25 protein-coding genes are annotated in these 22,833 nt (G+C 67.2%); 9 read left to right on the forward strand and 16 right to left on the reverse strand.

What is annotated here, in order from left to right:
* Positions 1-314: 314 nt before the first annotated feature.
* Positions 315-989, reverse strand: a complete 675-nt coding sequence (locus tag ASE50_RS10860; protein ID WP_056399944.1) for a fasciclin domain-containing protein — start codon at positions 987-989, stop codon at positions 315-317.
* A 104-nt stretch (positions 990-1,093) separates the two neighbouring features.
* On the reverse strand, positions 1,094-1,993 hold the full coding sequence (locus ASE50_RS10865) for a hydrogen peroxide-inducible genes activator (protein ID WP_056399950.1): 900 nt from the start codon (positions 1,991-1,993) through the stop codon (positions 1,094-1,096).
* Between the two features lie 126 nt (positions 1,994-2,119).
* Here ASE50_RS10865 and ASE50_RS10870 point away from each other — a divergent pair, with 126 nt between their 5' ends.
* Positions 2,120-2,662, forward strand: coding sequence for a peroxiredoxin (locus ASE50_RS10870; RefSeq protein ID WP_056002912.1), 543 nt, complete (start codon positions 2,120-2,122; stop codon positions 2,660-2,662).
* A 114-nt stretch (positions 2,663-2,776) separates the two neighbouring features.
* Positions 2,777-3,298 (forward strand): carboxymuconolactone decarboxylase family protein, encoded by a 522-nt coding sequence (locus tag ASE50_RS10875; protein WP_055822545.1) that lies wholly within the window; start codon positions 2,777-2,779, stop codon positions 3,296-3,298.
* A gap of 189 nt (positions 3,299-3,487) precedes the next feature.
* Here the strand turns inward: ASE50_RS10875 and ASE50_RS10880 are convergent, their stop codons facing one another.
* Positions 3,488-4,249 carry a sulfite exporter TauE/SafE family protein gene (locus ASE50_RS10880; RefSeq protein ID WP_056399953.1) on the reverse strand — a complete coding sequence of 254 codons (762 nt, stop codon included), beginning with the start codon at positions 4,247-4,249 and terminating at the stop codon, positions 3,488-3,490.
* 151 nt (positions 4,250-4,400) lie between these two features.
* On the opposite strand from ASE50_RS10880, the gene epsC reads away from it, so the two are divergent.
* Both epsC and ASE50_RS10890 read left to right on the forward strand, forming a co-directional pair.
* The gene (gene epsC / locus ASE50_RS10885; RefSeq protein ID WP_056399957.1) at positions 4,401-5,084 is read left to right on the forward strand and encodes a serine O-acetyltransferase EpsC; all 684 of its coding nucleotides are present in this window, start codon (positions 4,401-4,403) and stop codon (positions 5,082-5,084) included.
* Complete coding sequence (locus ASE50_RS10890; protein ID WP_056399960.1) at positions 5,084-5,425, forward strand: DUF2794 domain-containing protein; 342 nt, start codon at positions 5,084-5,086, stop codon at positions 5,423-5,425. The genes epsC and ASE50_RS10890 overlap by 1 nt, the downstream gene beginning before the upstream one ends.
* A gap of 60 nt (positions 5,426-5,485) precedes the next feature.
* Here the strand turns inward: ASE50_RS10890 and ASE50_RS10895 are convergent, their stop codons facing one another.
* From ASE50_RS10895 to ASE50_RS10935, 9 genes are all read right to left on the reverse strand, one after another.
* A complete protein-coding gene (locus ASE50_RS10895; protein WP_056399963.1) occupies positions 5,486-6,511 on the reverse strand; it encodes a hypothetical protein in 1,026 nt (341 codons plus the stop codon).
* A 260-nt stretch (positions 6,512-6,771) separates the two neighbouring features.
* Positions 6,772-7,182, reverse strand: a complete 411-nt coding sequence (locus ASE50_RS10900) for a hypothetical protein (protein WP_082438973.1) — start codon at positions 7,180-7,182, stop codon at positions 6,772-6,774.
* Positions 7,183-7,260: 78 nt separating this feature from the next.
* Positions 7,261-7,953: a phosphate regulon transcriptional regulator PhoB gene (phoB, locus tag ASE50_RS10905; protein WP_056399967.1), complete on the reverse strand. Its 693-nt coding sequence runs from the start codon at positions 7,951-7,953 to the stop codon at positions 7,261-7,263.
* A gap of 2 nt (positions 7,954-7,955) precedes the next feature.
* Positions 7,956-8,657 (reverse strand): phosphate signaling complex protein PhoU, encoded by a 702-nt coding sequence (phoU, locus tag ASE50_RS10910; protein WP_056399969.1) that lies wholly within the window; start codon positions 8,655-8,657, stop codon positions 7,956-7,958.
* 10 nt (positions 8,658-8,667) lie between these two features.
* On the reverse strand, positions 8,668-9,450 hold the full coding sequence (pstB, locus tag ASE50_RS10915; RefSeq protein ID WP_056002936.1) for a phosphate ABC transporter ATP-binding protein PstB: 783 nt from the start codon (positions 9,448-9,450) through the stop codon (positions 8,668-8,670).
* Positions 9,450-10,661 carry a phosphate ABC transporter permease PstA gene (gene pstA / locus ASE50_RS10920; protein ID WP_082438976.1) on the reverse strand — a complete coding sequence of 404 codons (1,212 nt, stop codon included), beginning with the start codon at positions 10,659-10,661 and terminating at the stop codon, positions 9,450-9,452. The genes pstB and pstA overlap by 1 nt, the downstream gene beginning before the upstream one ends.
* Before the next feature lie 91 nt (positions 10,662-10,752).
* Positions 10,753-12,135, reverse strand: coding sequence for a phosphate ABC transporter permease subunit PstC (pstC, locus tag ASE50_RS10925; RefSeq protein ID WP_056399971.1), 1,383 nt, complete (start codon positions 12,133-12,135; stop codon positions 10,753-10,755).
* A complete protein-coding gene (locus ASE50_RS10930; RefSeq protein WP_056399975.1) occupies positions 12,135-13,166 on the reverse strand; it encodes a substrate-binding domain-containing protein in 1,032 nt (343 codons plus the stop codon). Before ASE50_RS10930 ends, pstC begins: the two co-directional genes overlap by 1 nt.
* Positions 13,167-13,233: 67 nt before the next feature.
* Positions 13,234-14,436, reverse strand: a complete 1,203-nt coding sequence (locus ASE50_RS10935; protein WP_056399977.1) for an ATP-binding protein — start codon at positions 14,434-14,436, stop codon at positions 13,234-13,236.
* An 87-nt stretch (positions 14,437-14,523) separates the two neighbouring features.
* Between ASE50_RS10935 and ASE50_RS10940 the strand changes: the two genes are divergently transcribed.
* Genes ASE50_RS10940 through ASE50_RS10955 form a run of 4 tightly spaced genes read left to right on the forward strand, consistent with a single transcriptional unit; the run spans position 14,524 to position 17,057 of the window.
* Positions 14,524-14,925 carry a hypothetical protein gene (locus tag ASE50_RS10940; protein ID WP_056399980.1) on the forward strand — a complete coding sequence of 134 codons (402 nt, stop codon included), beginning with the start codon at positions 14,524-14,526 and terminating at the stop codon, positions 14,923-14,925.
* A gap of 5 nt (positions 14,926-14,930) precedes the next feature.
* Complete coding sequence (locus ASE50_RS10945) at positions 14,931-15,206, forward strand: HPr-rel-A system PqqD family peptide chaperone (RefSeq protein WP_056399983.1); 276 nt, start codon at positions 14,931-14,933, stop codon at positions 15,204-15,206.
* Entirely contained in the window at positions 15,196-16,059 is an 864-nt protein-coding gene (locus tag ASE50_RS10950) for an HprK-related kinase A (protein WP_056399985.1), read from the forward strand. The genes ASE50_RS10945 and ASE50_RS10950 overlap by 11 nt, the downstream gene beginning before the upstream one ends.
* Entirely contained in the window at positions 16,056-17,057 is a 1,002-nt protein-coding gene (locus ASE50_RS10955) for a nucleotidyltransferase family protein (protein WP_056400072.1), read from the forward strand. The genes ASE50_RS10950 and ASE50_RS10955 overlap by 4 nt, the downstream gene beginning before the upstream one ends.
* A 263-nt stretch (positions 17,058-17,320) precedes the next feature.
* On the opposite strand, the gene wecC is transcribed toward ASE50_RS10955, so the two are convergent.
* The 4 genes from wecC to ASE50_RS10975 form a co-directional block, all read right to left on the reverse strand.
* Positions 17,321-18,574, reverse strand: a complete 1,254-nt coding sequence (wecC, locus tag ASE50_RS10960; protein WP_056399988.1) for a UDP-N-acetyl-D-mannosamine dehydrogenase — start codon at positions 18,572-18,574, stop codon at positions 17,321-17,323.
* Complete coding sequence (wecB, locus tag ASE50_RS10965; RefSeq protein ID WP_056399991.1) at positions 18,567-19,691, reverse strand: non-hydrolyzing UDP-N-acetylglucosamine 2-epimerase; 1,125 nt, start codon at positions 19,689-19,691, stop codon at positions 18,567-18,569. The genes wecC and wecB overlap by 8 nt, the downstream gene beginning before the upstream one ends.
* Positions 19,692-19,790: 99 nt before the next feature.
* Complete coding sequence (locus ASE50_RS10970; protein WP_056399995.1) at positions 19,791-20,576, reverse strand: SDR family NAD(P)-dependent oxidoreductase; 786 nt, start codon at positions 20,574-20,576, stop codon at positions 19,791-19,793.
* Between the two features lie 142 nt (positions 20,577-20,718).
* Complete coding sequence (locus tag ASE50_RS10975; protein ID WP_056399998.1) at positions 20,719-21,387, reverse strand: HAD-IA family hydrolase; 669 nt, start codon at positions 21,385-21,387, stop codon at positions 20,719-20,721.
* 62 nt (positions 21,388-21,449) lie between these two features.
* Between ASE50_RS10975 and glmU the strand changes: the two genes are divergently transcribed.
* On the forward strand, positions 21,450-22,814 hold the full coding sequence (glmU, locus tag ASE50_RS10980; RefSeq protein ID WP_056400002.1) for a bifunctional UDP-N-acetylglucosamine diphosphorylase/glucosamine-1-phosphate N-acetyltransferase GlmU: 1,365 nt from the start codon (positions 21,450-21,452) through the stop codon (positions 22,812-22,814).
* The last annotated feature ends 19 nt before the right edge of the window (positions 22,815-22,833 follow it).

Here is a 22,833-nt window from a genome sequence, read left to right on the forward strand (position 1 = left end):
TCCCCTCGCACGCTGGACAACGCATCCTATCCTCCCCGTCCCAAATCAAAGGAACACAGAAGAATCCAAAACGCGCCTCGTGTAAACAGTCCCGCCTACGCGGGGGTCTAGGGTTCCAAGCGCAAGCGGTTGTTCTGCTTGGCTCTGGACCCCCGCCTGCGCGGGGGTACGGCGCGTTTTTGGTGAAGCTTGCGACGTTCGCAACGGTCCCGATCACGTCCGGGGTAACGAGGACCGCCGGACGGGTGGCCCCAAAACGAAAAAGCCGGGCAGGATCTCTCCCGCCCGGCTTCGTCATTGTCCTGAGTCCCGGATCAGCCGAGCTTCGGGGCCAGCACGCCGTTCACGACATGGACGACGCCGTTCGACTGCTGCACGTCATATTGCGTGACATAGCTCTTGCCGCCGCCGACATCGGTCAGCACCAGCGCGCCGTTTTCCAGCGTCGCCTTGATCGGCTGGCCTTCGACGGTGGTCAGCGTGGCGGTGCCGCCGCCGGCCTCGATCTGCGACTTCAGGGCCGCCGCGTCGAGCTTGCCCGCCACGACGTGATAGGTCAGCACCTTGGTCAGCGATGCCTTCTGCTCGGGCTTGAGCAGCGTATCGAGCGTGCCGGGGGCGAGGCGACCAAATGCTTCGTTGGTCGGTGCGAAGACGGTGAACGGACCCGGACCCGACAGCGTCGCGACCAAGTCGGCGGCCTGCACGGCCTTGACCAGCGTCGACAGGTTGCTCGCCTTCGATGCGTTGGCGACGATCGTTGCGGTCGGCAGCATCGGCGCGCCGCCGACCATCACCGGTGCGGTGGCGTTGGTGTTCGCCTGTGCGCCGGTCTGGGCGGTGCCGACCGGGGTCGTCACTGTCGCGGTGGTGCCGGTCTGTGCGCCGGTCGTCGCGGGCGGGGCGGGTTGTGCCGGCGCGGTCTGGGCATGGGCTGCGCCGGCCAGCGACAGGGTGAGGGCGGCGGCGGAAATCGTAGCGCGAATCATCGGTTTTCTCCGGTGGTTGCGGTGAATTGATGCGCGGTGCGTCGCGCACCGACCCCGGAAATACGGTTCAACCGCAAAAACGGTTCCCCCCGGACTGATATGGATCAGCCGCGCTCGGCGGTCAGTACGTCGGCCAGCAGGCGGAAATCGCGTTCGCGCGGCGACGCGCGCCGCCAGACCAGCGCGATACGGCGCTGGGCGTTTTTCGACTCGATCGGCCGCGCGGTGACCCCGGTGTGTTCGAGGATGCCGGCGTCGATTGCCATCTGCGGCAACATGGTGGTGCCGAGGCCATTGTCGATCATCTGGACGATCGTGTGCAGCGACGTGCCCATCATCATCGCCTGCCCGCGCAATTCGGGTTGTTCGCAGGCGCGCAGGGCATGGTCCTTCAGGCAATGCCCGTCCTCGAGCAGCAGCAGCCGTTCGGGATCGATGTCGTCGGCGACCAGCGGCGCGGTGTCGCCGCTATCGTTGCCGGGCACGGCGAGCAGCAGCCGATCCTCGAACAGCGGCGCGACCTCGACCTCGCCACAACCATAGGGCAGCGCGAGCAGCACGCAGTCGGTGCGGCCATGGTGCAGCCCCTCGCACGCCGCCGCGCTCGGCTCCTCGCGCAGGAACAGCTTCAGGTCGGGATAGTCGCGGCGCAGGCGGGGGAGCAGGCGCGGCAACAGGAACGGGGCGATGGTCGGGATGACGCTCATCCGCATTTCCCCCGACAGCGGGCGGCCGGCGGCGCGGGCCATGTCGGTCAGTTCCTCCGCTTCGCGCAGCACCTTGCGCGCCTTCAGGACGATGCTCTCGCCCAGCGGCGTAAACCGAACGACCCGGCGGGTGCGCTCGACCAGCACCACGCCGATCAGCGTTTCGAGTTCGCGGATGCCGGCGGACAGGGTCGACTGGGTCACGAACGATGCCTCGGCGGCGCGGCCGAAATGGCCGGCGTCGTGCAGCGCGACCAGATACTGAAGTTGCTTGAGCGTGGGCAAGTACACCGACATGCGGCCCACTTATCGACTGCGCCGATCAATCCCAAGGGGAATTCCGATTGGAACGGTCCGTGCCGTACCCTATATCGCGATGCAGCAATTCACGGTGCGGCGACGCACCAAAAGAAAGGGCAATTCATGCTGACCGTTGGCGACACGCTTCCCGAATTCACCGTTCCCGTCCAGCAGGGCACCGCAGCGCTGCCTGCCGGCGAAACGCTGAGCCACGACGCATTCCCCGGCAAGTGGAAGGTGCTGTTCTACTGGCCGAAGGACTTCACCTTCGTCTGCCCGACCGAGATCGTCGGCTATAGCGAGCTGAAGGAAGATTTTGCCGATCGCGACGCCGTGCTGATCGGCGCGTCGACCGACACCGCGCATGTCCATCTGGCATGGCGCAAGTCGGACCCCGATCTGGCCGCCGCCGACTTCCCGTGGATCGCCGATAATGGCGCGGTGTTGGCCAGCAAGCTCGGCATCCTCGACAAGAACGAGCATGTCGCGTTCCGTGCGACCTTCATCATCGATCCGGACAACGTCATTCAGGCGGTGCAGGTCAACGGCCTGAACGTCGGTCGCAACCCGCAGGAAACGCTGCGCGTGCTCGACGCGCTGCAGACCGATGAACTTTGCCCGTGCAACTGGAACAAGGGCGACGACGTCCTCCAGGTCGCGGCCTGATCCTTTCGGGAGCGGGCGTTCGGTCCGCTCCCCCCTTTTTTCGGCACCCCAGCGCAGACCCGGCGACGCGCCCGGTCGGCTGGGGTGTCGTGTATCTGCTGTATGGAGACGCCCATGTCGCTCAAGGAATTTGCGGGCCAGCTGCCCGATTTCGCCAAGGATATCCGCCTGAACGTCGGCTCGCTGCTGAACGAGACCGTGCTCGACCCGCAGAAGAAGTTCGGGACGATGCTGGCTTGCGCGCACGCCACCGGCCACAAGCCGCTGGTCGAGGCGGCGGAGGCGGAAGTCGCCGACAAGCTTTCGCCCGAAGCGGCGAATGCGGCGCGCGCGGCGGCGGCGGTGATGGCGATGAACAATGTCTATTACCGCTTCGTCCACCTCGCCAAGAACAAGGAATATGGCAATCTGCCCGCCAAGCTGCGGATGAACGTCATCGCCGCGCCGGGGATCGACAAGGTCGATTTCGAACTGTTCAGCCTTGCCGTGTCGGCGATGAACGGCTGCGGCATGTGCATCGATGCGCATGAGGACGTGCTGAAGAAGCACGGGGTGAAGGCCGAGGTGATTCAGGGCGCGGTGCGGATCGGCGCGGTGCTGGCGGCGGTCGCTACCGTTCACGCGGCGGTGGCGTAAGAAGAAGTTGGTTCGCGCAGAGGCGCGGAGGCGCAGAGGGGTTGTGGCGCATGATCGTCCCGCGACAGCGGGACCGTCATCCCTGTCGCAGCGTACGAAGAGGCTGATCGCTACGCGATCGGTCTCCCCAAACGAGTCTCCTCTGCGCCTCCGCGCCTCTGCGCGAACCAATTTCTTCGTTTGACGTCCCTACGAAAGCGCCCGGTACACGCTGTAAAGGCTGGTGACCGTCAGCACGATGCCGACGAGGATCAGCAACGTGCGCGCCGGGATGTGCTTGGCGAACATCGCCCCGAACGGCGCGGCGACGATGCCGCCGATCAGCAGCCCGGCCACGGCAGTGGTGAATGCCTCCAGCCCGAGATGGATCAGGAACGTCGCCGAAATGCTGACCGTCAGAAAGAATTCGACGGTGTTAACGGTGCCGATCGTCGTGCGCGGCGTGGCACCCTGTACCAGCAGGTTGGAGGTCACCACCGGCCCCCATCCGCCACCGCCCGCCGCATCGAGGAACCCGCCGACCAGCCCCAGCGGGGCGATGACCTTCGGTTCCTTGGGCTTGGGCGGATGGCGCAGGCCCCGCCACAACAGATACAGGCCGATCGCCGCCAGATAGGTCATGACGAACGGCCGTGTTACCGATGCATCCAGCGTGGACAGCAGATACGCGCCGGTCACGCCGCCCGCGACGCCGGGCAGCAACAGCCGCCAGAACAGCTTCCAGTTCACATTCTTGTGCAGCACATGGCTGATCCCCGACACGCCGGTCGTGAAACATTCCACCACATGGACGCTGGCCGAGGCAGTGGCGGGCGGCACGCCCAGCACGCTGACCAGCAAGGTCGACGAAATCACCCCGAACGCCATGCCGAGCGCGCCATCGACGATCTGGGCGGCGAAACCGGCGGCAACGAACTCGGCCAGACGCGTCCAGTCGATATTCTCGAACATCCAAATTCCTTCGACATCGGCTCAAGCGGTCGTCAGTGATGACGGCAAACGACAATGCCTACAAGATACATAGGGTTTGTTACGCCTACAGCATGGCTTGGCGGCGGGCGGGCGGGTGCCTACATGCGATTGTCGTTCAAGGGGATTGCCGATGTTCGCGCGGCTGGTGCGCTATCTGGATTCGATCAAGGCGCGGGATCCCGCGCCACGGTCGCGCGCGGAAATCCTGACCTATCCGGGCGTATGGGCGGTGGCGCTGCACAAGGTCGCACACCGGCTGTTCAAGGCACGCTGGTATTTCGGCGCGCGGTGCGTGAACCATTTCGCCCGCTTCATGACCGCGATCGACATCCATCCGGGTGCTACGATCGGGCGGCATTTCTTCATCGACCACGGTTTCGTCGTGATCGGGGAGACGGCCGAGATCGGCGACGGCGTCACCATCTATCAGAACGTTACGCTGGGCGGGACCAGCCCCGATAACGGGATCGCCGGCAAGCGCCACCCGACGATCAGCGACGGCGCGATCATCGGGTCGGGGGCACAGGTGCTGGGGCCGATCATCATCGGCCGGCGCGCGCGGGTCGGTGCCAATGCGGTGGTGACCAAGGACGTACCCGAAGGGACGACCGTCGTCGGCATTCCGGCGCGCCCGACGGTGGTCGAGGGCGGGCAGGCGGGCGATCCGCGCTTTGTCCCTTATGGCACGCCGTGCCGCGACACCTTCGACCCGCAGACGCAGCGGATCGAACTGCTGCGCTGCGAACTGGAAACGCTTCGTCGGCGGCTGGACGAGGTGCTGGCCGAACAACAGGACCAGCGCGACCGCGCCTGATGGGAGTCGTCACGCCCTTTCCCGCCGCGCGCCAGCCGGGACAGATCGGGTTCGACCGCGCCGAACTGACGCGCATTCTCGACCTGTACGGCCGGATGGTCGCCGCCGGGCACTGGCGTGACTATGCGATCGATCTGGGGCGTGACGCGGCGGTATTCAGCGCCTTTCGCCGCGCGACCGAACGGCCCGAATTCCGGATCGAGAAGCGGCCGTCACTACGCAACAAACAGGGCATGTGGGCGCTGGTCGGCGAAGCGGGCGCGGTGGTGAAGCGCGGCCATGAACTGGGGCCGGTGCTGGCCCCGGTCGAACGACGGCTCATGAAGCTGGTCGAGGAATAGGACGCAAAAAAACGGCCCCGGTTGCCCGGGGCCGCTAAAGGTCGCTCACTAAGGAATGTTTCAGGCCATCGCCACGGGCGGCAGGCGTTCGCCCAGACCGCCGAGCACCCCAACTACCGTGCGGCGCATCGGTTGCCAGAATACCGACAGCGTCAGCAGCGCCGAGCCGATGACGAAGGCGGTGAACGCCGCCGACAGTTCGACCGCGCCGGCCTTTTCGAACAGGGCGTAGAGCGCGTAGAGGACATAGGCGAGGCTGGAGACCAGCAGTGCGCGGCGGTCGACGGCCAGCGCAACGACGCCGAACAGGATGTAGAGCGCGATTACGACCACCGCCATCGGCAGCGTCACGGTCGGCCCGAACACCCCCAGCAACTGGAACAGCGAGTGCGCGATCAGCGGCGCGGCGACGAGGTGGAGCCAGAAGGCGACGTCGCTGCGACGGGTGCGGCGGTCGCGGTCGCTCATGTCCCAGCGCATCGCCGCGACGAACACGCCGATACCGCCGAGCAGGGTGACCGGGTAAAAATTGTCCTTCAGCACCGGGAAGGCGGCGACCAGCAGCGCGGCGACGGTCGCGACCAGCGCCGCGGCCCCGGCGGCCACGGTGATCGGCACCATGAACCGCCGCCAGTGCAGCCATGCCGCGCCGGCGGCGACGATGCCGATCCCGGCGACGATCATCGCCGTGGTGCGGTCGGGCAGGTTCTGCGGATCGAGTTCGACCATGACCCCGACCAGCGTGGCGGCGACCCCGCCGACGAACGCGAGCAACAGCAGGATGCTGGGCAGTGCCATGCGGCGGCGCGCGGTGAAATATTCGGCAAGGAACCACGCGGCCCCCGCGACACCGAGGCCCCCCAACGGCGTCAGGATGGTGCCGCCGATCCAGGCGAGCGAGACCAGCAGCAGTGCCAGCGCGACCGAGACGAAGATGTCGTTGAACCCGGTCAGCAGCCGGAAATGTTCTTCGTCGACCACCGGCGTCGCGCGTTGCCGCGCGATATGGGCGCGAAGGGCTTCGGCGGTGTCGGGGGACAAGACCCCCGCCTTTACCGCGCCGTTCAGATCGCTCTCGCTGTACATGCTGCTACCTCCCTGTGTTGGTGGAGTATAGCAGTAGTGTATTGTTTGGGCAATACGGTTGTTCGGGGGGGTAACTTATCGTCGTCCGGACCTTGTCCCGGAATGCTACTTTTACTCGGCGGCTCGGCAGAAGAAGCGGGACCCCGGGTCAAGCCCGGGGTGACGGATGAGGAGATCGACCGACCCTTCGCTGCCACGATGCATAAAAAACGCCCCGCCGGTTGGGGCGGGGCGCTTGCTTGGCCGTCAGGCCGGTGCGCTTACTTGCCGCCGGGGTTGCGGCAGCTGTCCTTCACGGTGCGCGAACAGACCGGATAGCTCTGCGGCGCGGCCGGGGGCGGGGTCGTCTGCGCCGGGGCGAAGGTCACCTGCGGGGTGCCGGCCACCGGTGCGTTCGCCATCGGGGCGGGCGGTGCCATCGGCGGGCCGGCAGCATTCGGATCGCCTGCCATCGGTGCCGGCGGGGGCGGCGGCGCGTTGGGATCGGCCGGTGCGTTGGCATCGGGTGCCATCGGCGCGGGCGGCGGGGTCATGTTGTCGGCGGGCGGGGTCGGCGCGCCCGGCGTACCCGGCTGCATCGTCGAATCGGCGGGCGGCGTGGTCGGCGGGGTCGTCTGGGCGACGGCGGCACTACCGATCAGCAGAGCGGCCATGAAAGCTACAGTCTTCATGGGAAAATTCCTTTTCGACTTGTTTCGTTTAGGCTGCGGTCCAAACGAGCCAAGTCGAAAAGGTTTCCGCCCGAGTGTTCAGCCGGTCGCGTCCAGTGCGTAGCCGGCCGAACGCACGGTACGGATGATATCGGGACGATCGCCGATATTGATCGCCTTGCGCAGCCGCCGGATATGAACATCGACGGTGCGCGATTCGATATCGGAATCATGCCCCCACACCGCATCGAGCAACCGTTCGCGCGAAAATACCCAGCCGGGATGTTCGAGGAAGTGTTTGAGAAGGCGGAATTCGGTCGGGCCAAGCGGCACGACTTCGCCGCCGCGCCGCACGCGGTGGCCGACCGTGTCCATCTCGATATCGGCATAGGTCAGCGCCTCGCCCGCCAGCGCCGGCCGCACGCGGCGCAATACGGCGTTGACGCGCGCGACCAGTTCGCGCGGTGAGAACGGCTTGGTAACATAATCGTCGGCACCGGTTTCGAGACCGCGGACGCGATCCTCTTCCTCGCCGCGCGCGGTCAGCATGATGATCGGCACGTTCTGCGTTTCGGCCTGCCGGCGCAGCTGGCGGCAGACCTCGATCCCCGACAGTCCCTCGACCATCCAGTCGAGCAGGACGATGTCGGGCGTCGCCTCGCGCGCGAGCAGCAACGCTTCCTCGCCCTCATGCGTGCGGACGACCTCGAAATCCTCGCGCTGGAAATGAAAGGCGATCAGTTCGGCCAGCGCCGCATCGTCTTCCAGCAGCAACATCCGTGCCTTGGTCATGATTATCCTGCGAATTCCGAAGTTTCACGCTCGGCCAGGGTGCGGCCGGTCGCGGCGAAATAGACCATTTCGGCGACGTTCGTCGCATGGTCGCCGATGCGTTCGAGGTTCTTGGCAACGAACAGCAGGTGCGCGACCTGGCTGATCGTCTTGGGATTTTCGACCATATAGGTCACCAGCACCCGGAAGATGCTGTTGTAATAATCGTCGAGCGCATTGTCGCGCTTGCAGATTTCGACCGCCGCCTGCGCATCGCGCGCCGAAAAGGCGTCGAGCACGTCATGGACCATGTCGGCGGCGAGCTGCGCCATCGCCGGCAGGATGCTGAGCGGTTCGATACGCGGGTCGTGGGTCTCGCCATGGATCGACGACACGCGCTTGGCGATGTTCTTGGCATAGTCGCCGATGCGTTCGATCACCGCCGCGATCTTCAGCGCGGCGACGACCTCGCGCAGATCGTCGGCCATCGGCGCGCGCAGCGCGATGACGCGGACGACCAGCTTCTCGACCTCCGCCTCGATCGCATCGATCGCCTTGTCCTGCGCGCGGACCTGTTTGGCAAGCGCCGGATCGTTGCGGGCCAGCGCCAGCATCGCGTCGCTGATCGCCTGTTCGGCGAGGCCACCCATTTGCGAGATCAGCGCACGCAAATGCCCGATATCGCGGTCGAATGCCTTGACGGTGTGTTCGTGGCCGGTCGCCATCTCGTCTCCCTCAACCATAACGCCCCGTAATATAGTCTTTTGTGCGCTCTTGCCGGGGGTTGGTAAAGATGTCGGACGTGCGGCCATATTCGACCAGCGTGCCGAGATGGAAGAAGGCGGTGCGTTGCGACACGCGCGCTGCCTGCTGCATGTTGTGCGTCACGATGGCGATGGCGTAGCGGCCGCGCAGTTCGTGGATCAGTTCCTCGATCTTGGCCGTCGCGATCGGATCGAGCGCGCTGCACGGTTCGTCCATCAGGATGACTTCGGGATCGACGGCGATGGCGCGTGCGATGCACAGCCGCTGCTGCTGGCCCCCCGACAAGGCGGTGCCGCTGTCCGACAGCCGGTCCTTCACCTCGTTCCACAGACCGGCGCGGGTCAGCGAGCGTTCGACGATGCCGTCCATGTCGCCCTTCGACGCGGCGAGGCCGTGGATGCGCGGGCCGTAGGCGACGTTCTCGTAAATCGATTTGGGGAAGGGGTTCGGCTTCTGGAACACCATGCCGACGCGGGCGCGCAGCTGCACCACGTCCATCGCGGGGGAATAGATATCCTCGCCGTCCAGCCGGATGTCGCCGGTCACGCGCGCCGAGGCGACGGTGTCGTTCATCCGGTTCATGGTGCGCAGGAAGGTCGATTTGCCGCAGCCCGACGGGCCGATGAACGCGGTGACATGCTCCATGGCGATGTCGATCGACACGTCCTTGATCGCCTGTTTCTGGCCGTAAAAGACGTCGACGCCGCGCGCGGACAGCTTCGGCACGGCGTTGGAGAGAGTGGTGTCGGTCATTACCAGCGGGTCTCGAAGCGATTGCGGAGATAGATGGCGAGCGCGTTCATCGCGAGGAGGAACGCCAGCAGCACGAGGATCGCGGCGCTGGTCTTTTCGATGAAGCCGCGGCTGACCTGATCGGACCACAGGAAGATCTGTACCGGCAGCACGGTGGCGGGATCGGCGAATCCCTGTGGCGGCTGGCTGATGAACGCGCGCATACCGATCATCAGCAGCGGCGCGGTTTCGCCAAGGGCGCGGGCCATGCCGATGATCGTGCCGGTCAGGATGCCGGGCAGCGCCAGCGGCAGGACGTGGTGGAACACGACCTGCACTTTCGACGCGCCGATGCCGAGCGCGGCGTCACGGATCGACGGCGGCACCGCCTTGATCGCGTTGCGTCCGGCGATGACGATGACCGGCATGATCATCAGCGCCAGCGTCAGGCCACCGACGATCGGTGCCGAGCGCGGCAGGTTCAGCGTGCCGAGGAACACCGCCAAGCCAAGCAGGCCGAAGATGATCGAGGGGACCGCCGCGAGGTTGTTGATCGACACCTCGATCAGGTCGGTCCAGCGGTTCCGGGGGGCATATTCCTCAAGGTAGAGCGCCGACAGCGTGCCGACCGGGAACGCGATCAGCAGCGTCACCAGCATCGTCATCAGCGACCCCTTCAGCGCGCCCCAGATGCCGACCGCGGTCGGATCGGTCGAATCGGCCGATTTGAAGAAGTCGGCGTTGAACCCGGTCGAGATCGCGCCCGCCTTTTCCAGTCGCGCGACCAGCGCCTCCGCCTGCGCGTCGCCATCGGCCTTCGCCGCTTCCTCGACCGCCGGGGCGGCGGGGACGGGGATGGTGACCTTGCGCGACAGGATCGACGGGTCGGCCTTGATCGCGTCGCGGACGGTCAGCCACGCGCTGTCCGAGATGACGCGGTTATCCTCGCCGAACGCTGCTGCGGCCGCGCCGTTGACGGCGTTTTCGACCCCCGCGCCGGCCAGCGCCAGATCGGCACCGCGCCCCTGCAACTGCGATCGTTCGACCTCGATCCCCGCGGTCGGGAAATCGATCGGCAGCGCGACCAGCGTCCGCTGAAACCCGCCCGCGCCGCTGATGAGCATGGTGACCAGCAGGAAGGCGAGGAACCCGGCCGACAGGACGACTGCGGCCAGCCCGAAAAAGCGGAAGCGGCGTTCGGCGGCATAGCGGCGGCGGATGCGCTTCTGCATCGCCCCCGTCTTCCAGTCGGTCGGCACGCGTTCCGGGACACGGGCGGGCACGTCGCGGTCGATCGCGGGCGATCCGGCGACGTTCGCAGGATTATTCATACGCTTCCCGATACCGTTTGACGACGCGCAGCGCGACGACGTTGAGAAGGAAGGTGATCACGAACAGCGTGAGGCCGAGCGCGAAGGCGGCGAGCGTCTTGGGGCTGTCGAACTCGGCCTCGCCGGTCAGCAGGTCGACGATCTGCTTGGTGACGGTGGTCGCGCTTTCGAACGGGTTGAGCGTGATCGACGCCGCGCCCGATGCCGCCATGACGACGATCATCGTCTCGCCGATCGCGCGGCTGACGGCGAGCAGCACCCCCGCGACGACGCCGGGGAGTGCCGCGGGCAGCAGCACCTTGCCGATCGTCTCGCTGGTGGTGGCCCCCATCGCGAGGCTGCCGTCGCGCATCGACTGCGGCACCGCCGCGATCGAATCATCGGCCATCGACGAGACGAACGGGATGATCATCACCCCCATTACCAGGCCGGCGGCGAGCGCGCTTTCCGAACTGGCGAACGGCATGCCGAGCATGACCGCGAGGTCGCGGATCGCAGGACCCACGGTCAGCGCGGCGAAATAGCCATAGACCACGGTCGGCACGCCGGCGAGGATCTCAAGGATCGGCTTCATCCATTTGCGGACGGTCGGCCTGGCATATTGCGTCAGATAGACCGCGCTCATCAGCCCGAACGGGATGGCGACGATCATCGCGATCACCGCACCGATGAAGAAGGTGCCCCAGAACAGCGGCACCGCGCCCAGCGTCGCGCCCGGATCGTTCGAGCGGATGACCTGTGGGCTCCAGTTGGTGCCGAACAGGAAATCGGTGACCGGCACGATGCGGAAGAACCGCCAGCTTTCGATCAACAGCGACAGGAAGATGCCGAGCGTGGTCAGGATCGCGATCAGCGACGCGACCAGCAGCGCGAGCATCACCGCGCGTTCGACCTGCGTCCGCGCGCGATAATCGGGACGGATGCGGGTGAAGGCGAAGGCACCGCCGGCAAAGGCGAGCAGGATGGCGAGCGTGGTGCCGATCCAGTCGTAGCGGCTCTGTGCGTCGGCATAGGCCGGGGCCAGCACCTCGGCTTGGCGGTTGAACGCGCCATAGGCGTTGCCGAGCGCGAGCGAGCGCGCCTCGGCAAGGATCGCCGAGCGTTCGAAGCCAGGACCGGGCAGGCCCGTCGCGGCGGGCGTCGACAGCACCGAGTCGCGGACCAGCGCCGGCGACACCGCGCTCCAGATGCTGAGGAACAGCAGCGCCGGGGCGGCGATCCAGATCGCCATATGCCAGCCATGCTGACCCGGCAGCGAATTGGGGCGATCGGCAGCGGTCAGCGGCTTGGCGAACCGGGCGGCGCGGGCGCGGGCGACCATCCAGCCGATCCCGCCGAACCCCAGCACCAGCAGGATCAGCGTTACGCCGTGCATCAGTGCAGCTCCGCCGGGTTCATCGCGGTCTGGCTGGCGATCTCCGCCGCCGATTCGGCGCGGACCGCCGCCGGGGCGGCGATCATGCCACGCCGGGTCAGCGGGCCGCCCGGGTCCCACGACCTGGCATACATGGCGAGGAAGTCGTTCATGCCGGGCACGGGTTTGATGTGCGCCTTCTTCACATAGATGAACAGCGGGCGCGCCCCCGGATAGGTGCCGCCGGCGATGCTGTCGTAGCTGGGCGCGATGCCGTCGATCGGCACGCCGTGCAGCCGCGACTTGTTTTCCTCGAGATAGGAATAGCCGAAGATGCCGACCGCGTTGGGGTTGGTCGACAGGTTCTGGACGATCAGATTGTCATTCTCGCCCTTGTCGACATAGGCCGCGTCCTCGCGGATGCGGGTACAGATGTCCTCGTACCGGTCCTTGTCGCGCTCTTTCAGCGCCTTGACCCCCGGCACCGCGGCTTCGCAGGCAGGGACCATGATGAGTTCGACCAGCGCGTCGCGAGTGCCGCTGGTCGCGGGCGGGCCGAAGAACTGGATCGGAATGGTGGGCAGCGCGGGGTTGATCTGGTTCCACATCCGCGCGGTGTTGGGCTTGCCCAGCGGATTGGCCGACAGCGCCATATACACGTCGCGCTTGGTCAGTTGCAGCTTCGGGCCGTTGTTGGATTCGGCCAGCGCCACGCCGTCGACGCCGACCTGAATTTCCATGATGTCCTTCACGCCGTGCGCGAGGCAGGTCGCATATTCCGACTTCTTCAGCCGGCGCGACGCGTCGAGGATATCGGGATGCTGCGGACCGACGCCCGCGCAGAACAGCGACGCGCCCGCGCCGGTGCCGGTCGATTCGACCAGCGGCGCGCGCAGGTCGGGGTTCGCGTTGACCAGCATTTCGGCGACGGCGGTGGTGAAGGGATAGACGGTCGACGACCCGACGACGCGGATATGGTCGCGCGACGTCTGCGGCTCGCAAGCGACGAGCGCGAGGCCGAGGGTCAGGACGGACGCGATCCGAGCGGTCATGCGGTTCCGGATTCTAGGCGCGTCGACGGTCATTCGCGACGCTCCGGGGTGCTCTGTTACCATGGCGTTACGGCTTCATGACAGTGTGCAGGGGCAACAGGACGCTGACGGTCGTGCCGTCGCCCACCACGCTGCCGATATCGAGCCGCCCGCGATGCCGTTCCACGATGTGCTTGACGATGGCGAGGCCGAGGCCGGTGCCGCCCAGCGCCCGGCTACGTCCCGAATCGACACGATAAAATCGTTCGGTCAGGCGCGGAAGATGGTCGATCGCCACCCCCTCGCCATGATCGCGCACCACCAGTTCGGCCATGGTGTCGCGCGGGGCGAGCCTGATTTCGACCGGCGTGCCGGCGCGGCCATATTTCATCGCATTGCCGATGACGTTGTGCAGCAGTTGCGACAATTGCGCGCGGTCGCCGATCACGGTCACCGCCGGTTCGACCATCAGCGACAGGTCTCCGCCGCGCGCCGGGTTGGTCGCGCTCACTTCGTCGCGGACCGCGCGCAGCATCGCCGACAGGTCGACCGTCTGGTCGGGCGGACGGTATTTCTCCGCCTCGATCCGGCTGAGCGAGATCAGGTCGTCGATCAGCCGCTGCATCCGCCGCGCCTCGTCGTTCATGACCTTCAGGAAACGCTCGCGCACGCCGGCGTCCTCGCCCGCTTCGTCGCGCAACGTTTCGATGAACCCCAGCAGCGAGGCGAGCGGGGTGCGCAGTTCGTGGCTGGCATTGGCGACGAAATCGACGCGCATCCGTTCGGTCGCGCGGTTGCCGGTCCGGTCGGCAAGATGGACCAGCCGGCGCTCGCCGCCCAAGGCACGGACCCGCATCTCCCAACTCTGGTCGCGCGCGCCAAGGCCGACCAGCCCGACCGGTTCGGGATCGTCGCTGTTGCCGAACAGCCGTTCGGCGGCGGCGGGATGGCGGATGGCGAGGCGGACGTCGCCGCCGACGATATGCTGGCCGAGCAACGTGCGCGCGGCGGGGTTGGCGGCCTCGACATGGCCGGCGACGACGACGAGGATCGGTTCGTCGATGGCATCGATCGCCGCCTGCGTCGCGGCGGAGCCGTGCTGCCGCGCGGTATCGGACGATTCGGTCGTGCCGCGATCGGGGGCGTGCAGCCCGGCGACGAGGACCGCGGCGACCGCACCGACCAGCACCACCGCGCTGGCGTTGATGCCCGCACCCAGCAGAAACGCCAACAGGGCGACGCCGACCGCAAGCGCGATGGCGAGGGGCAGGCGGGGGCCGAATTCGTCCATCGCCCCCGATTAGGCGCAAGTGCCGCCTTAGGCCAGTGCGTCCGTCTTTACGATTGCGTAATCGCGCTGGTTCAGGAAGATGACCCGATGGCCGACGATCCGCATTCCCCCGCCACGCCCGGTGGCGCGACCACGCGGCGCACGCTGCTGATCGGTGCGGCGGGGGCGTCGGCGGTCGTTTCGATCCGGCCGGCGCTGGCACAGACGCAGGCGTCGGTAATGACCTGCGAAATCCCGGTGCCCGACAATGCCCGGCGCGGGCAGATGATCGATGCCGAGGGCAGCGTCGTCGCGCCGGGTACGCCGGGGGCCTTTCCGGGGGCCGATCGACCGTTCACCGGCGAGGATGTGAAGCGTGCGATGAACGGCGCGAACCTGCCCGGTGCCGATGGCGACACCACCCGCGCCTATATGAAATATGTCCAGCGGCTGCAGAACGGGACCAGCGGCTTCACCTGCTTCGCATCGTTGCAGATGCCGCGCGGCTGACGCGCATGGGCGCACGCTATCGCGCGCCGCCGCCGGGGCATGTCCTGTTCCTGTCGCTCGATCCGCTGACGGCGATCTATCACCGCGCGTCGGGGCAGACGCATGTCGTGGCACCGCCGGTGCCGGAGATGCTCGCGCTGCTGGTCGATCCGCTGACGCCCGAACAATTTCTGGCGGCGCTGGCGGAGCGGTACGACCTGCCCGACGGCGATCTGACGGCGCTGACCGCGCGGCTCGACGAACTGGCGGCGATCGGGCTGGTGACACGCGATGCGGCATAGCCGGACGCTGCGCATCGGCCCGGTCGGGTTCCGGGTCGGCAGCGACTGGCGCGCACCGATCGCGGCGCTCGACGACCTGTATCGCGACTATCCGCTGCCTGATGGCGGGATCGCCGATTTCAACGTCCGCCTGTTTGCCGCGCGGCCGTGGCGGCGCTTCGTCCGGCCGGCGGTGACGATCGGGGGCGACTATATGCTGCCCGACGCGCTGCCGCTGCCGCTGGCACAGGGGCTGCTGGCGGCGGAGATGGGGATGAATTTGCAGATGGCGCTGGCGCAGCGGCGCTATCTGTTGCTCCACGCTTCGGCGGTCGAGCGGGGCGGGCGGGTATTGTTGTTGAGCGGGGTGTCGGGGGCGGGGAAGTCGACGCTCGCCGCGCTGCTGATGACGCGCGGGTGGCGGTTGATGGGCGACGAGTTCGCGCTGGTCGATCCGGCGACCGGACTGGTCCATGCCTTCCCCCGGCTGGTCAGTCTGAAGAACGAGGCGATCGGGGTGGTGCAGGCTGCCGCCCCCGATGCGCGGTTCGGGCCGTTGCTGGCGGGCACGCCCAAGGGGGATATCCGGCATCTGGTCCCCGATGCGAGTGCCATCGCGGCGATGGATCGACCGGCGGTACCGTCGTTGCTGCTGTTCCCGACCTTCGGTCGACCGCAGGCCGTGCGGGCGGTCGGCGCGGCGGAGACGTTCGTGCGGCTGACGCAGGCATCGACCAATTATGTCGCGATGGGCGAGCGCGGATTCGGCGCGCTGGGGCGGCTGGTGCAGGATGTGCCGGTGCGGGCGATCGACTATGCCGATACGGATACCGGGCTTGCGCTGGTTGAGCGGCTGTGGGGCGCGCTGGCATGACCGATGCTCGCCTTGCCGGCGCGCTCGCCGATCCTGCCCTGTGGGACGGGTTGGATTCCCCCGACAGCTGGAACGCACTGATTGCGGCGGCGCGAGCGGAGCAGTTGATCGGCAGCCTCGCCACCCGGCTTGACGGCATCGCTATGCCGCCCGCCGCCGCGCGGATCATGGCCGATGCGCGGGCGTCGGCCGAACAGGGGCGGGTCGCGGCGCTGTGGGAGGCGGAGATGGCGCGCCGTGCGCTTGCGCCACTCGGGGTGCCGGTCGTGCTGTTGAAGGGGACTGCGTTCGTCGCCGCCGGGCTGGATGCGGGGCGGGGGCGGTCGATCGGCGATCTCGACATCCTCGTGCCGCGCGACAGCCTTGATGCGGTCGAGGCGGCGCTGCTGGCGGCGGGGTGGGAATGGGTGAAGCCCGACCCGTATGACGATGCCTATTACCGCCGCTGGATGCACGAGCTGCCGCCGCTGATCCACCGGACACGCGATCGGATGATCGACGTCCACCACACCATCCTGCCCCCGACCGCGCGGCCGACGCCGGATGCGGCGCTGCTGATCGCCGATGCGGTGCCGCTCGGCAACGGGCTGTCCGTGTTGTCGCCCGCCGACATGGTGATCCATGCCGCCGCCCATCTGTTCGCCGATGGCGATTTGCAGGGTGGCCTGCGCAACCTGTGGGATATCGACCGGCTGGTGCGGGAGTTCGACGATGGCGGGTTCGTCGATCGGTTGATGGCACGCGCCGGGCGGCATGATCTGGTCCCCGCGACGGCGCGGGCGTTGCGGCTGGCGAAGCGAATTTTCGGGACGCCTTTGGAAGGGTTCGCGCCGGTCGCTTCGGATGCGCTGTTCGTCCGGCGGCTGCTGGCGCGCGATGGCTGGGGGCGGTTGCGGCATCGGGGGACCGAGTTCGGCTTCTATGTCCGGTCGCACTGGTTGCGGATGCCGCCGGCGATGTTGGCACGGCATTTGTGGACGAAGTTTCGGAAGAAGTAGTTGGTTCACGCGGAGGCGCGGAGGCGCGGAGGCGCGGAGTAGAAGAAAGAGGTTGTTCGCGGAAAGGCGCAAAGGACGCTGAGGGGTTGTGGACCGGGCCATCTCAGCCTGTCTGGCGCAGCCTTTTCTCTTTCGGCGGCCCCACGAGAGAGGGCCGCTGTCGCGGCGAGCGCAACATCTTCGCGTCCTTTGCGCCTCTGCGCGAAAATCAAACCTTCTTCTACTCCGCGTCTCCGCGCCTCCACGTGAACCCCCCTAAACCTTCAGCGCCACATGCCCCGCGTATCGTACACCTGCTTGCCGACCCGAACCTCCGCCGGCACCCGCTTGAACACGCCATGGTCGACCAGCACGACCAGAATGTCGTTCGCCAGCCCGTCGTCGAGCGATACCAGCCGCCCCCCCGCCAGCGCACGCGGCAGGGTGTCGACGAACGGTTCGACCAGATCGATCCGGTCGCCGAACCGCTCGATCAGCGCGGCGGCGACCTTTACCGCCGGGCTTTCGCGCAAATCGTCGATATCGGCCTTGAACGCCAGGCCCAGCAGCGACGCGCGCGCATCGGGCGACGCATCGAGCAGTGCGGCGGTACGGGCGACGACATGGTCGACCTTGCCGTCATTCACCTCGCGCGCGGTGCGGATCAGCGGGGTCTGTTCGGGGGCGGCATCGACGATGAACCACGGGTCGACCGCGATACAGTGGCCGCCGACGCCGGGGCCGGGCTTCAGGATGTTGACGCGCGGGTGGCGGTTGGCCAGCTCGATCACGTCCCAGACGTTCAGGTCCATCCGATCGCACACGATCGACAGTTCGTTCGCAAAGGCGATGGCGACGTCGCGGCTGGTATTTTCGACCAGCTTGACCATTTCCGCCGTCCGCGCGGTAGTGACGGTGCACGCCCCCTCGACGAAGCGACGGTAGAAATCGCACGCCGCCTCGGCACAGGCCGGGGTGATCCCGCCGATCGAGCGTTCGTTCGATACGAGTTCGAGGATAATCCGCCCCGGCAGCACCCGTTCGGGGCAATAGGCGACGGCGATGTCGGGCGTGTCCGACACGCCGGGCAGCGACAGATCGGGGCGCAGTTCGGCCAGCAGGTCGCGAATCTGTTCGGTGGTGCCGACCGGCGAGGTTGATTCGAGGATGACAGTGTTGCCCGGCGTCAGCACCGGCGCGATCGCGCGGGTGGCGTTCAGGACATAGGACAGGTCCGGCGCATGGCCGGGGCCGAACGGCGTCGGCACCGCGATGACGAACACGTCGGACGGGGCGGGGGTTGTCGCCGTGGTCAGCCGGCCGAGCAGCACGACGTCGCGCACCAGCGTGTCGAGATCGGCTTCCTCGATATGGATGTCGCCGCGCGCGACGGTGTCGACCACGCGCTGGCTGACGTCGATGCCGATGACCCGCGCGCCCGACCGGGCGACGACGGCGGCGGTCGGCAGGCCAATATAGCCGAGCCCGACGACGCACACGTCATAGCTGGCCGCAGCCGTGATCCGCTGTTCAAGCATAGAGTGTCTCCACGATGCGTGCGGACGCATGGCCGTCTCCGAAGGGATTATGCGCCCGTGCCATCGCGGCATGGGCGGCCGGGTCGTCGAGCAGCCGCGTTACCTCTGCAACGATGCGGTCCTCGTCCGATCCGATCAGCCGGGCGGTGCCGGCGGCGACCCCTTCGGGACGTTCGGTCGTCTCGCGCAGGACCAGCACCGGCTTGCCGAGGCCCGGTGCCTCCTCCTGCACGCCGCCCGAATCGGTGAGCACGAGGTAGCACAGGTCGACCAGGCGGACGAAATGCGGATAGTCCTGCGGATCGAGCAGCGCGACGCGCGGGTGATCGCCGAGCATCGCCTCCATCACCCCGCGCACCTGCGGGTTGGGGTGTACCGGAAAGACGATGCCGATATCGTCGCGCTCGGCGATGCGGGCAATGGCGCGGGCGATGCTGTCCATGCCGTCGCCGAAATTCTCGCGGCGATGGGTGGTGATCAGCAGGATGCGCTTGCCCGCGAATCGCTCTGCCAGCACGTCCAGCGCCTGCGTCCGGGTCGGATCGGCAGCGATCCGCGTTCGCGCGAGGTGCAGCGCGTCGATCACCGTATTGCCGGTGACCTGCACCCGCGACGGCGGCACGTTTTCGGCGAGCAGCGCGTCGGCGGCGGTCCGGGTCGGGGCGAAATGCAGGTCGGCGATGCTGCCGACGATCTTGCGGTTCACCTCTTCGGGCCAGGGGTGATAGATATCGTGGCTGCGCAGGCCCGCCTCGACATGCGCGACCGGCACCTTGCGGTAATAAGCGGCGAGGGCGGCGACCATCGCGGTGGCGGTGTCGCCCTGCACGATCACCCGGTCGGGCCGCTCGGCATCGAACACCGGCCCCAGCGCATCCAGCAATCGCGCGGTCAACCCGTCGAGCGACTGGCCGGCGGTCATGATGTCTAGGTCGATGTCGGGCACGATCCCGGCAAAAGCCAGCACCTGATCGAGCATCTCGCGATGCTGGGCGGTGACAACGACGCGCGTGTCGAAGCCGGGATGCGCGCGCAGGGCATGGATCAGCGGGAACAGCTTGATCGCTTCGGGGCGCGTGCCGAATACGACCAACACCCGTTGCACCTGCTTGCGCATCGAAGACCCCCACGGCCTGAATTGGCCGCTCTCCCGGTCTGGCCTAGCGGCGCAGGTTTAACAATTGACCAAAATCCTCCCCGGCACGGGGAGGACCTGTCAGCCGTGATACCGGTCCGCCACCTTGTCGCGCGACGCGTTCGGCGCGATCTTCGCCTCGGCCGCCTCCAGCGCTTCCCAGTCGGCGGCATCGGGTAGCGACGGGATGCACACCGGTTCCCCCAGTTCCAGCCCGCGCAGCGACGCGACGACCAGATCGTCGGCCTCCATCACCCGTTCGGGCGGGAAATCGTCGACGCTGTGGCCGGCGACATGGTGGAAATCGGTCGCGGTGACGCCGGGGATCAGCAGCTGGACGCGGATGTTGCCGTCCTTCGCCTCGGCCTGCATCACCCGCGTGTAATAAGCGACATAGGCCTTGGTCGCGCCATATCCGGCATAGGTCGGCAGCTTGGTGAACAGGGTGCCCGACCCGACATTGATGATCGTGCCCTGGCCGGCCCGCTTCATCCCCGCCATCGCCGCATCGGCGAGCCGGCTGAACGCGACGACGTTCAGAAGCAGCATGTCGGTCAGGTCCTCGCGGTCGCCCTCGCCGACCTTGCCGAACGCGGCGAAGCCGGCATTGTTGACGAACAGCGCGACGGGCTCGCCCGCCTCCAGCCGTTCCTCGACCACGTCGAGATCGTCGGGGTCGGCAAGATCGGCGACGATCACCTCGATATCGATGCCGTGTTCGGCGCTCAGTTCCTCGGCGATCGAGCGCAATCGGTCTTCACGCCGCGCGACGAGGATCAGGTCGTGGCCGGTCCGCGCAAGGTGGTGCGCAAAGCTCAGCCCTATGCCGGACGATGCGCCGGTGATGAGGGCGGCGGGGCGGGTCATGGCAATTCTCCTATGGTCGCGTTCGCAGCGTTCGCAGCGTTCGCAGCGTTCGCAGCGTTCGCAGCGTTCGGGCGCGCGGTCGGTTCCGCTGTCCTGTCCGTCACCCCTGATCGAACCCGTGGTGACGGACAGGTGAGCGGATTTACAGCCTCGCCAGCGTCGGGATCAGTTCGTCGAAATGATCGATCACCGCATCGGCACCCAGTTCGGCGACCGGCTGCATCATGAAGCCGAACGAACAGGCGATCGACGCAATGCCGGCATTGCGCGCGGCATCGATATCGAAATGCGAATCGCCGACAAACGCCGCGCGCCCGCCGCCGAAGCGGTCGATCATCGCGTCGATCGGCGCCCGGTTCGGCTTCGACTTGCCCGGCCCCAGCGTGTCGCCGCCGAGGATGCAGCCGAATCGGTGGGTCAGGTCGAGTTCGTCGAGCAACCGCCGCGCCAGCGCCTCCAGCTTGTTGGTGACGATCGCGACCTTCGCCCCGCCCGCCTCCAGCGCGTCGAGCGCCGCCATCGCGCCGGGAAACGGTCGCGAATGCACCGCGATATGCGCTTCGTAATAGTCGAGGAGCAGCCGGTTCAGCCGGTTCAATTCGTCCTCGTCGCAGCCGCCGGTCGCCTCCATCCCCTTGCGCAGCATGTGTTTCGCGCCGCCGCCGATCATCGGGATCACCTGTTCGCGGGTCAGCGGCGGGCGTCCGGCATGGCCAAGCGCATGATTGACGGCGTCGGTCAGGTCGCCGCTGGTATCGACAAACGTCCCGTCGAGATCGAAGCCGACGATATCGAATGAAATCTTTGTCATCTGGTCCGCTTTGGCGCGCGTGATATGGAATTGGCAAGGGCCGTATGCCAAGGAGCGGCCCCATGAACGCGCAACCGATCGCCGCCGTCATCCTCGCCGCCGGGCAGGGGACGCGCATGAAATCGTCGAGGCACAAGGTGCTGCACCTGCTGGCCGGGCAACCGATGCTGTTCCACCTGCTCGACAGCCTGAACGCCGCCGGCATTTCGCGCCGGGTCGTGATCGTCGGCGCGGTCGGCGAACAGGTCGAGGCGGCAGTGGCGGGGCGCGGCGTCGAGATCGCGTGGCAGCGCGAACAGCTCGGCACCGCGCACGCCGCATTGCAGGCGCGCGAGACGCTGTCCGATCATGACGGCATCGTCCTCGTGTGTTTCGGCGATACGCCGCTCTTGTCCGCCGACACCGTCGCGCGGCTGGCCGCCCGGCTCGACGCCGAGGACCAGCCGGCGGTCGCGGTGCTCGGCTTCCGCCCTCCGCAGGCCGCCGCGTACGGCCGGATCATCGCGGACGATGCCGGCAACATCGCCAAGATGGTCGAGTATAAGGACGCATCGGCCGAGGAACGCGCGGTCGACCTGTGCAACAGCGGCGTGACGGCGGTCCATGCCCGCGACCTGTGGGCGTTGCTCGACCGGGTTGGCAATGCCAATGCTGCGGGTGAATATTACCTGCCCGATATCGTCATGCTGGCGATCGCCGACGGGCGCGGTGCGGTGGTGATCGAAACGGCTGCCGACGAAGTCGCCGGCATCAACAGCCGCGCCGAACTGGCGGCGGTCGAGGGCGCGTGGCAGGCGAAGCGCCGGCAACAGGCGATGGCCGATGGCGTCACGCTGGTCGCGCCCGACACCGTGTTCTTCGCGCACGACACGCAGATCGGCCGCGACGTGACGATCGAGCCGAACGTCGTGTTCGGCCCCGGCGTGACCATCGCCGACGATGTGACGATCCACGCCTTCAGCCATCTGGAGGGGGCGACGGTCGCATCGAAGGCCGATGTCGGCCCCTATGCCCGGCTGCGCCCCGGCGCGGTGCTGGGCGAGGGGAGCCGGGTCGGCAATTTCGTCGAGGTGAAGAACACGACGCTGGGCACGGGGGCCAAGGCTAACCACCTGACCTATCTGGGCGATGCGAGCGTCGGCGCGAACGTCAATATCGGCGCGGGCACCATCACCTGCAATTATGACGGTTATTTCAAATACCGGACCGAGATCGGCGAGGGTGTCTTTATCGGATCGAACAGCGCGCTGGTCGCGCCGGTGAAGATCGGCGACGGCGCGCTGGTCGCCGCCGGTTCGGTCGTGACCCGCGATGTCGAGGCCGATGCGCTGGCGCTGGTCCGGCCTGAGCGCACCGACCAGCCCGGCTGGGCCAAGCGCTTCCGCGCGCGGCAGGCGGCGGCAAAGGCCGCCAAGTCCAAGAAATAATCCCGCCGGAGAGAGCGAT

Origin of the sequence: Sphingomonas sp. Leaf5 (assembly GCF_001421155.1) — a bacterium.
Classification (GTDB): Bacteria; Pseudomonadota; Alphaproteobacteria; order Sphingomonadales; family Sphingomonadaceae; genus Sphingomonas.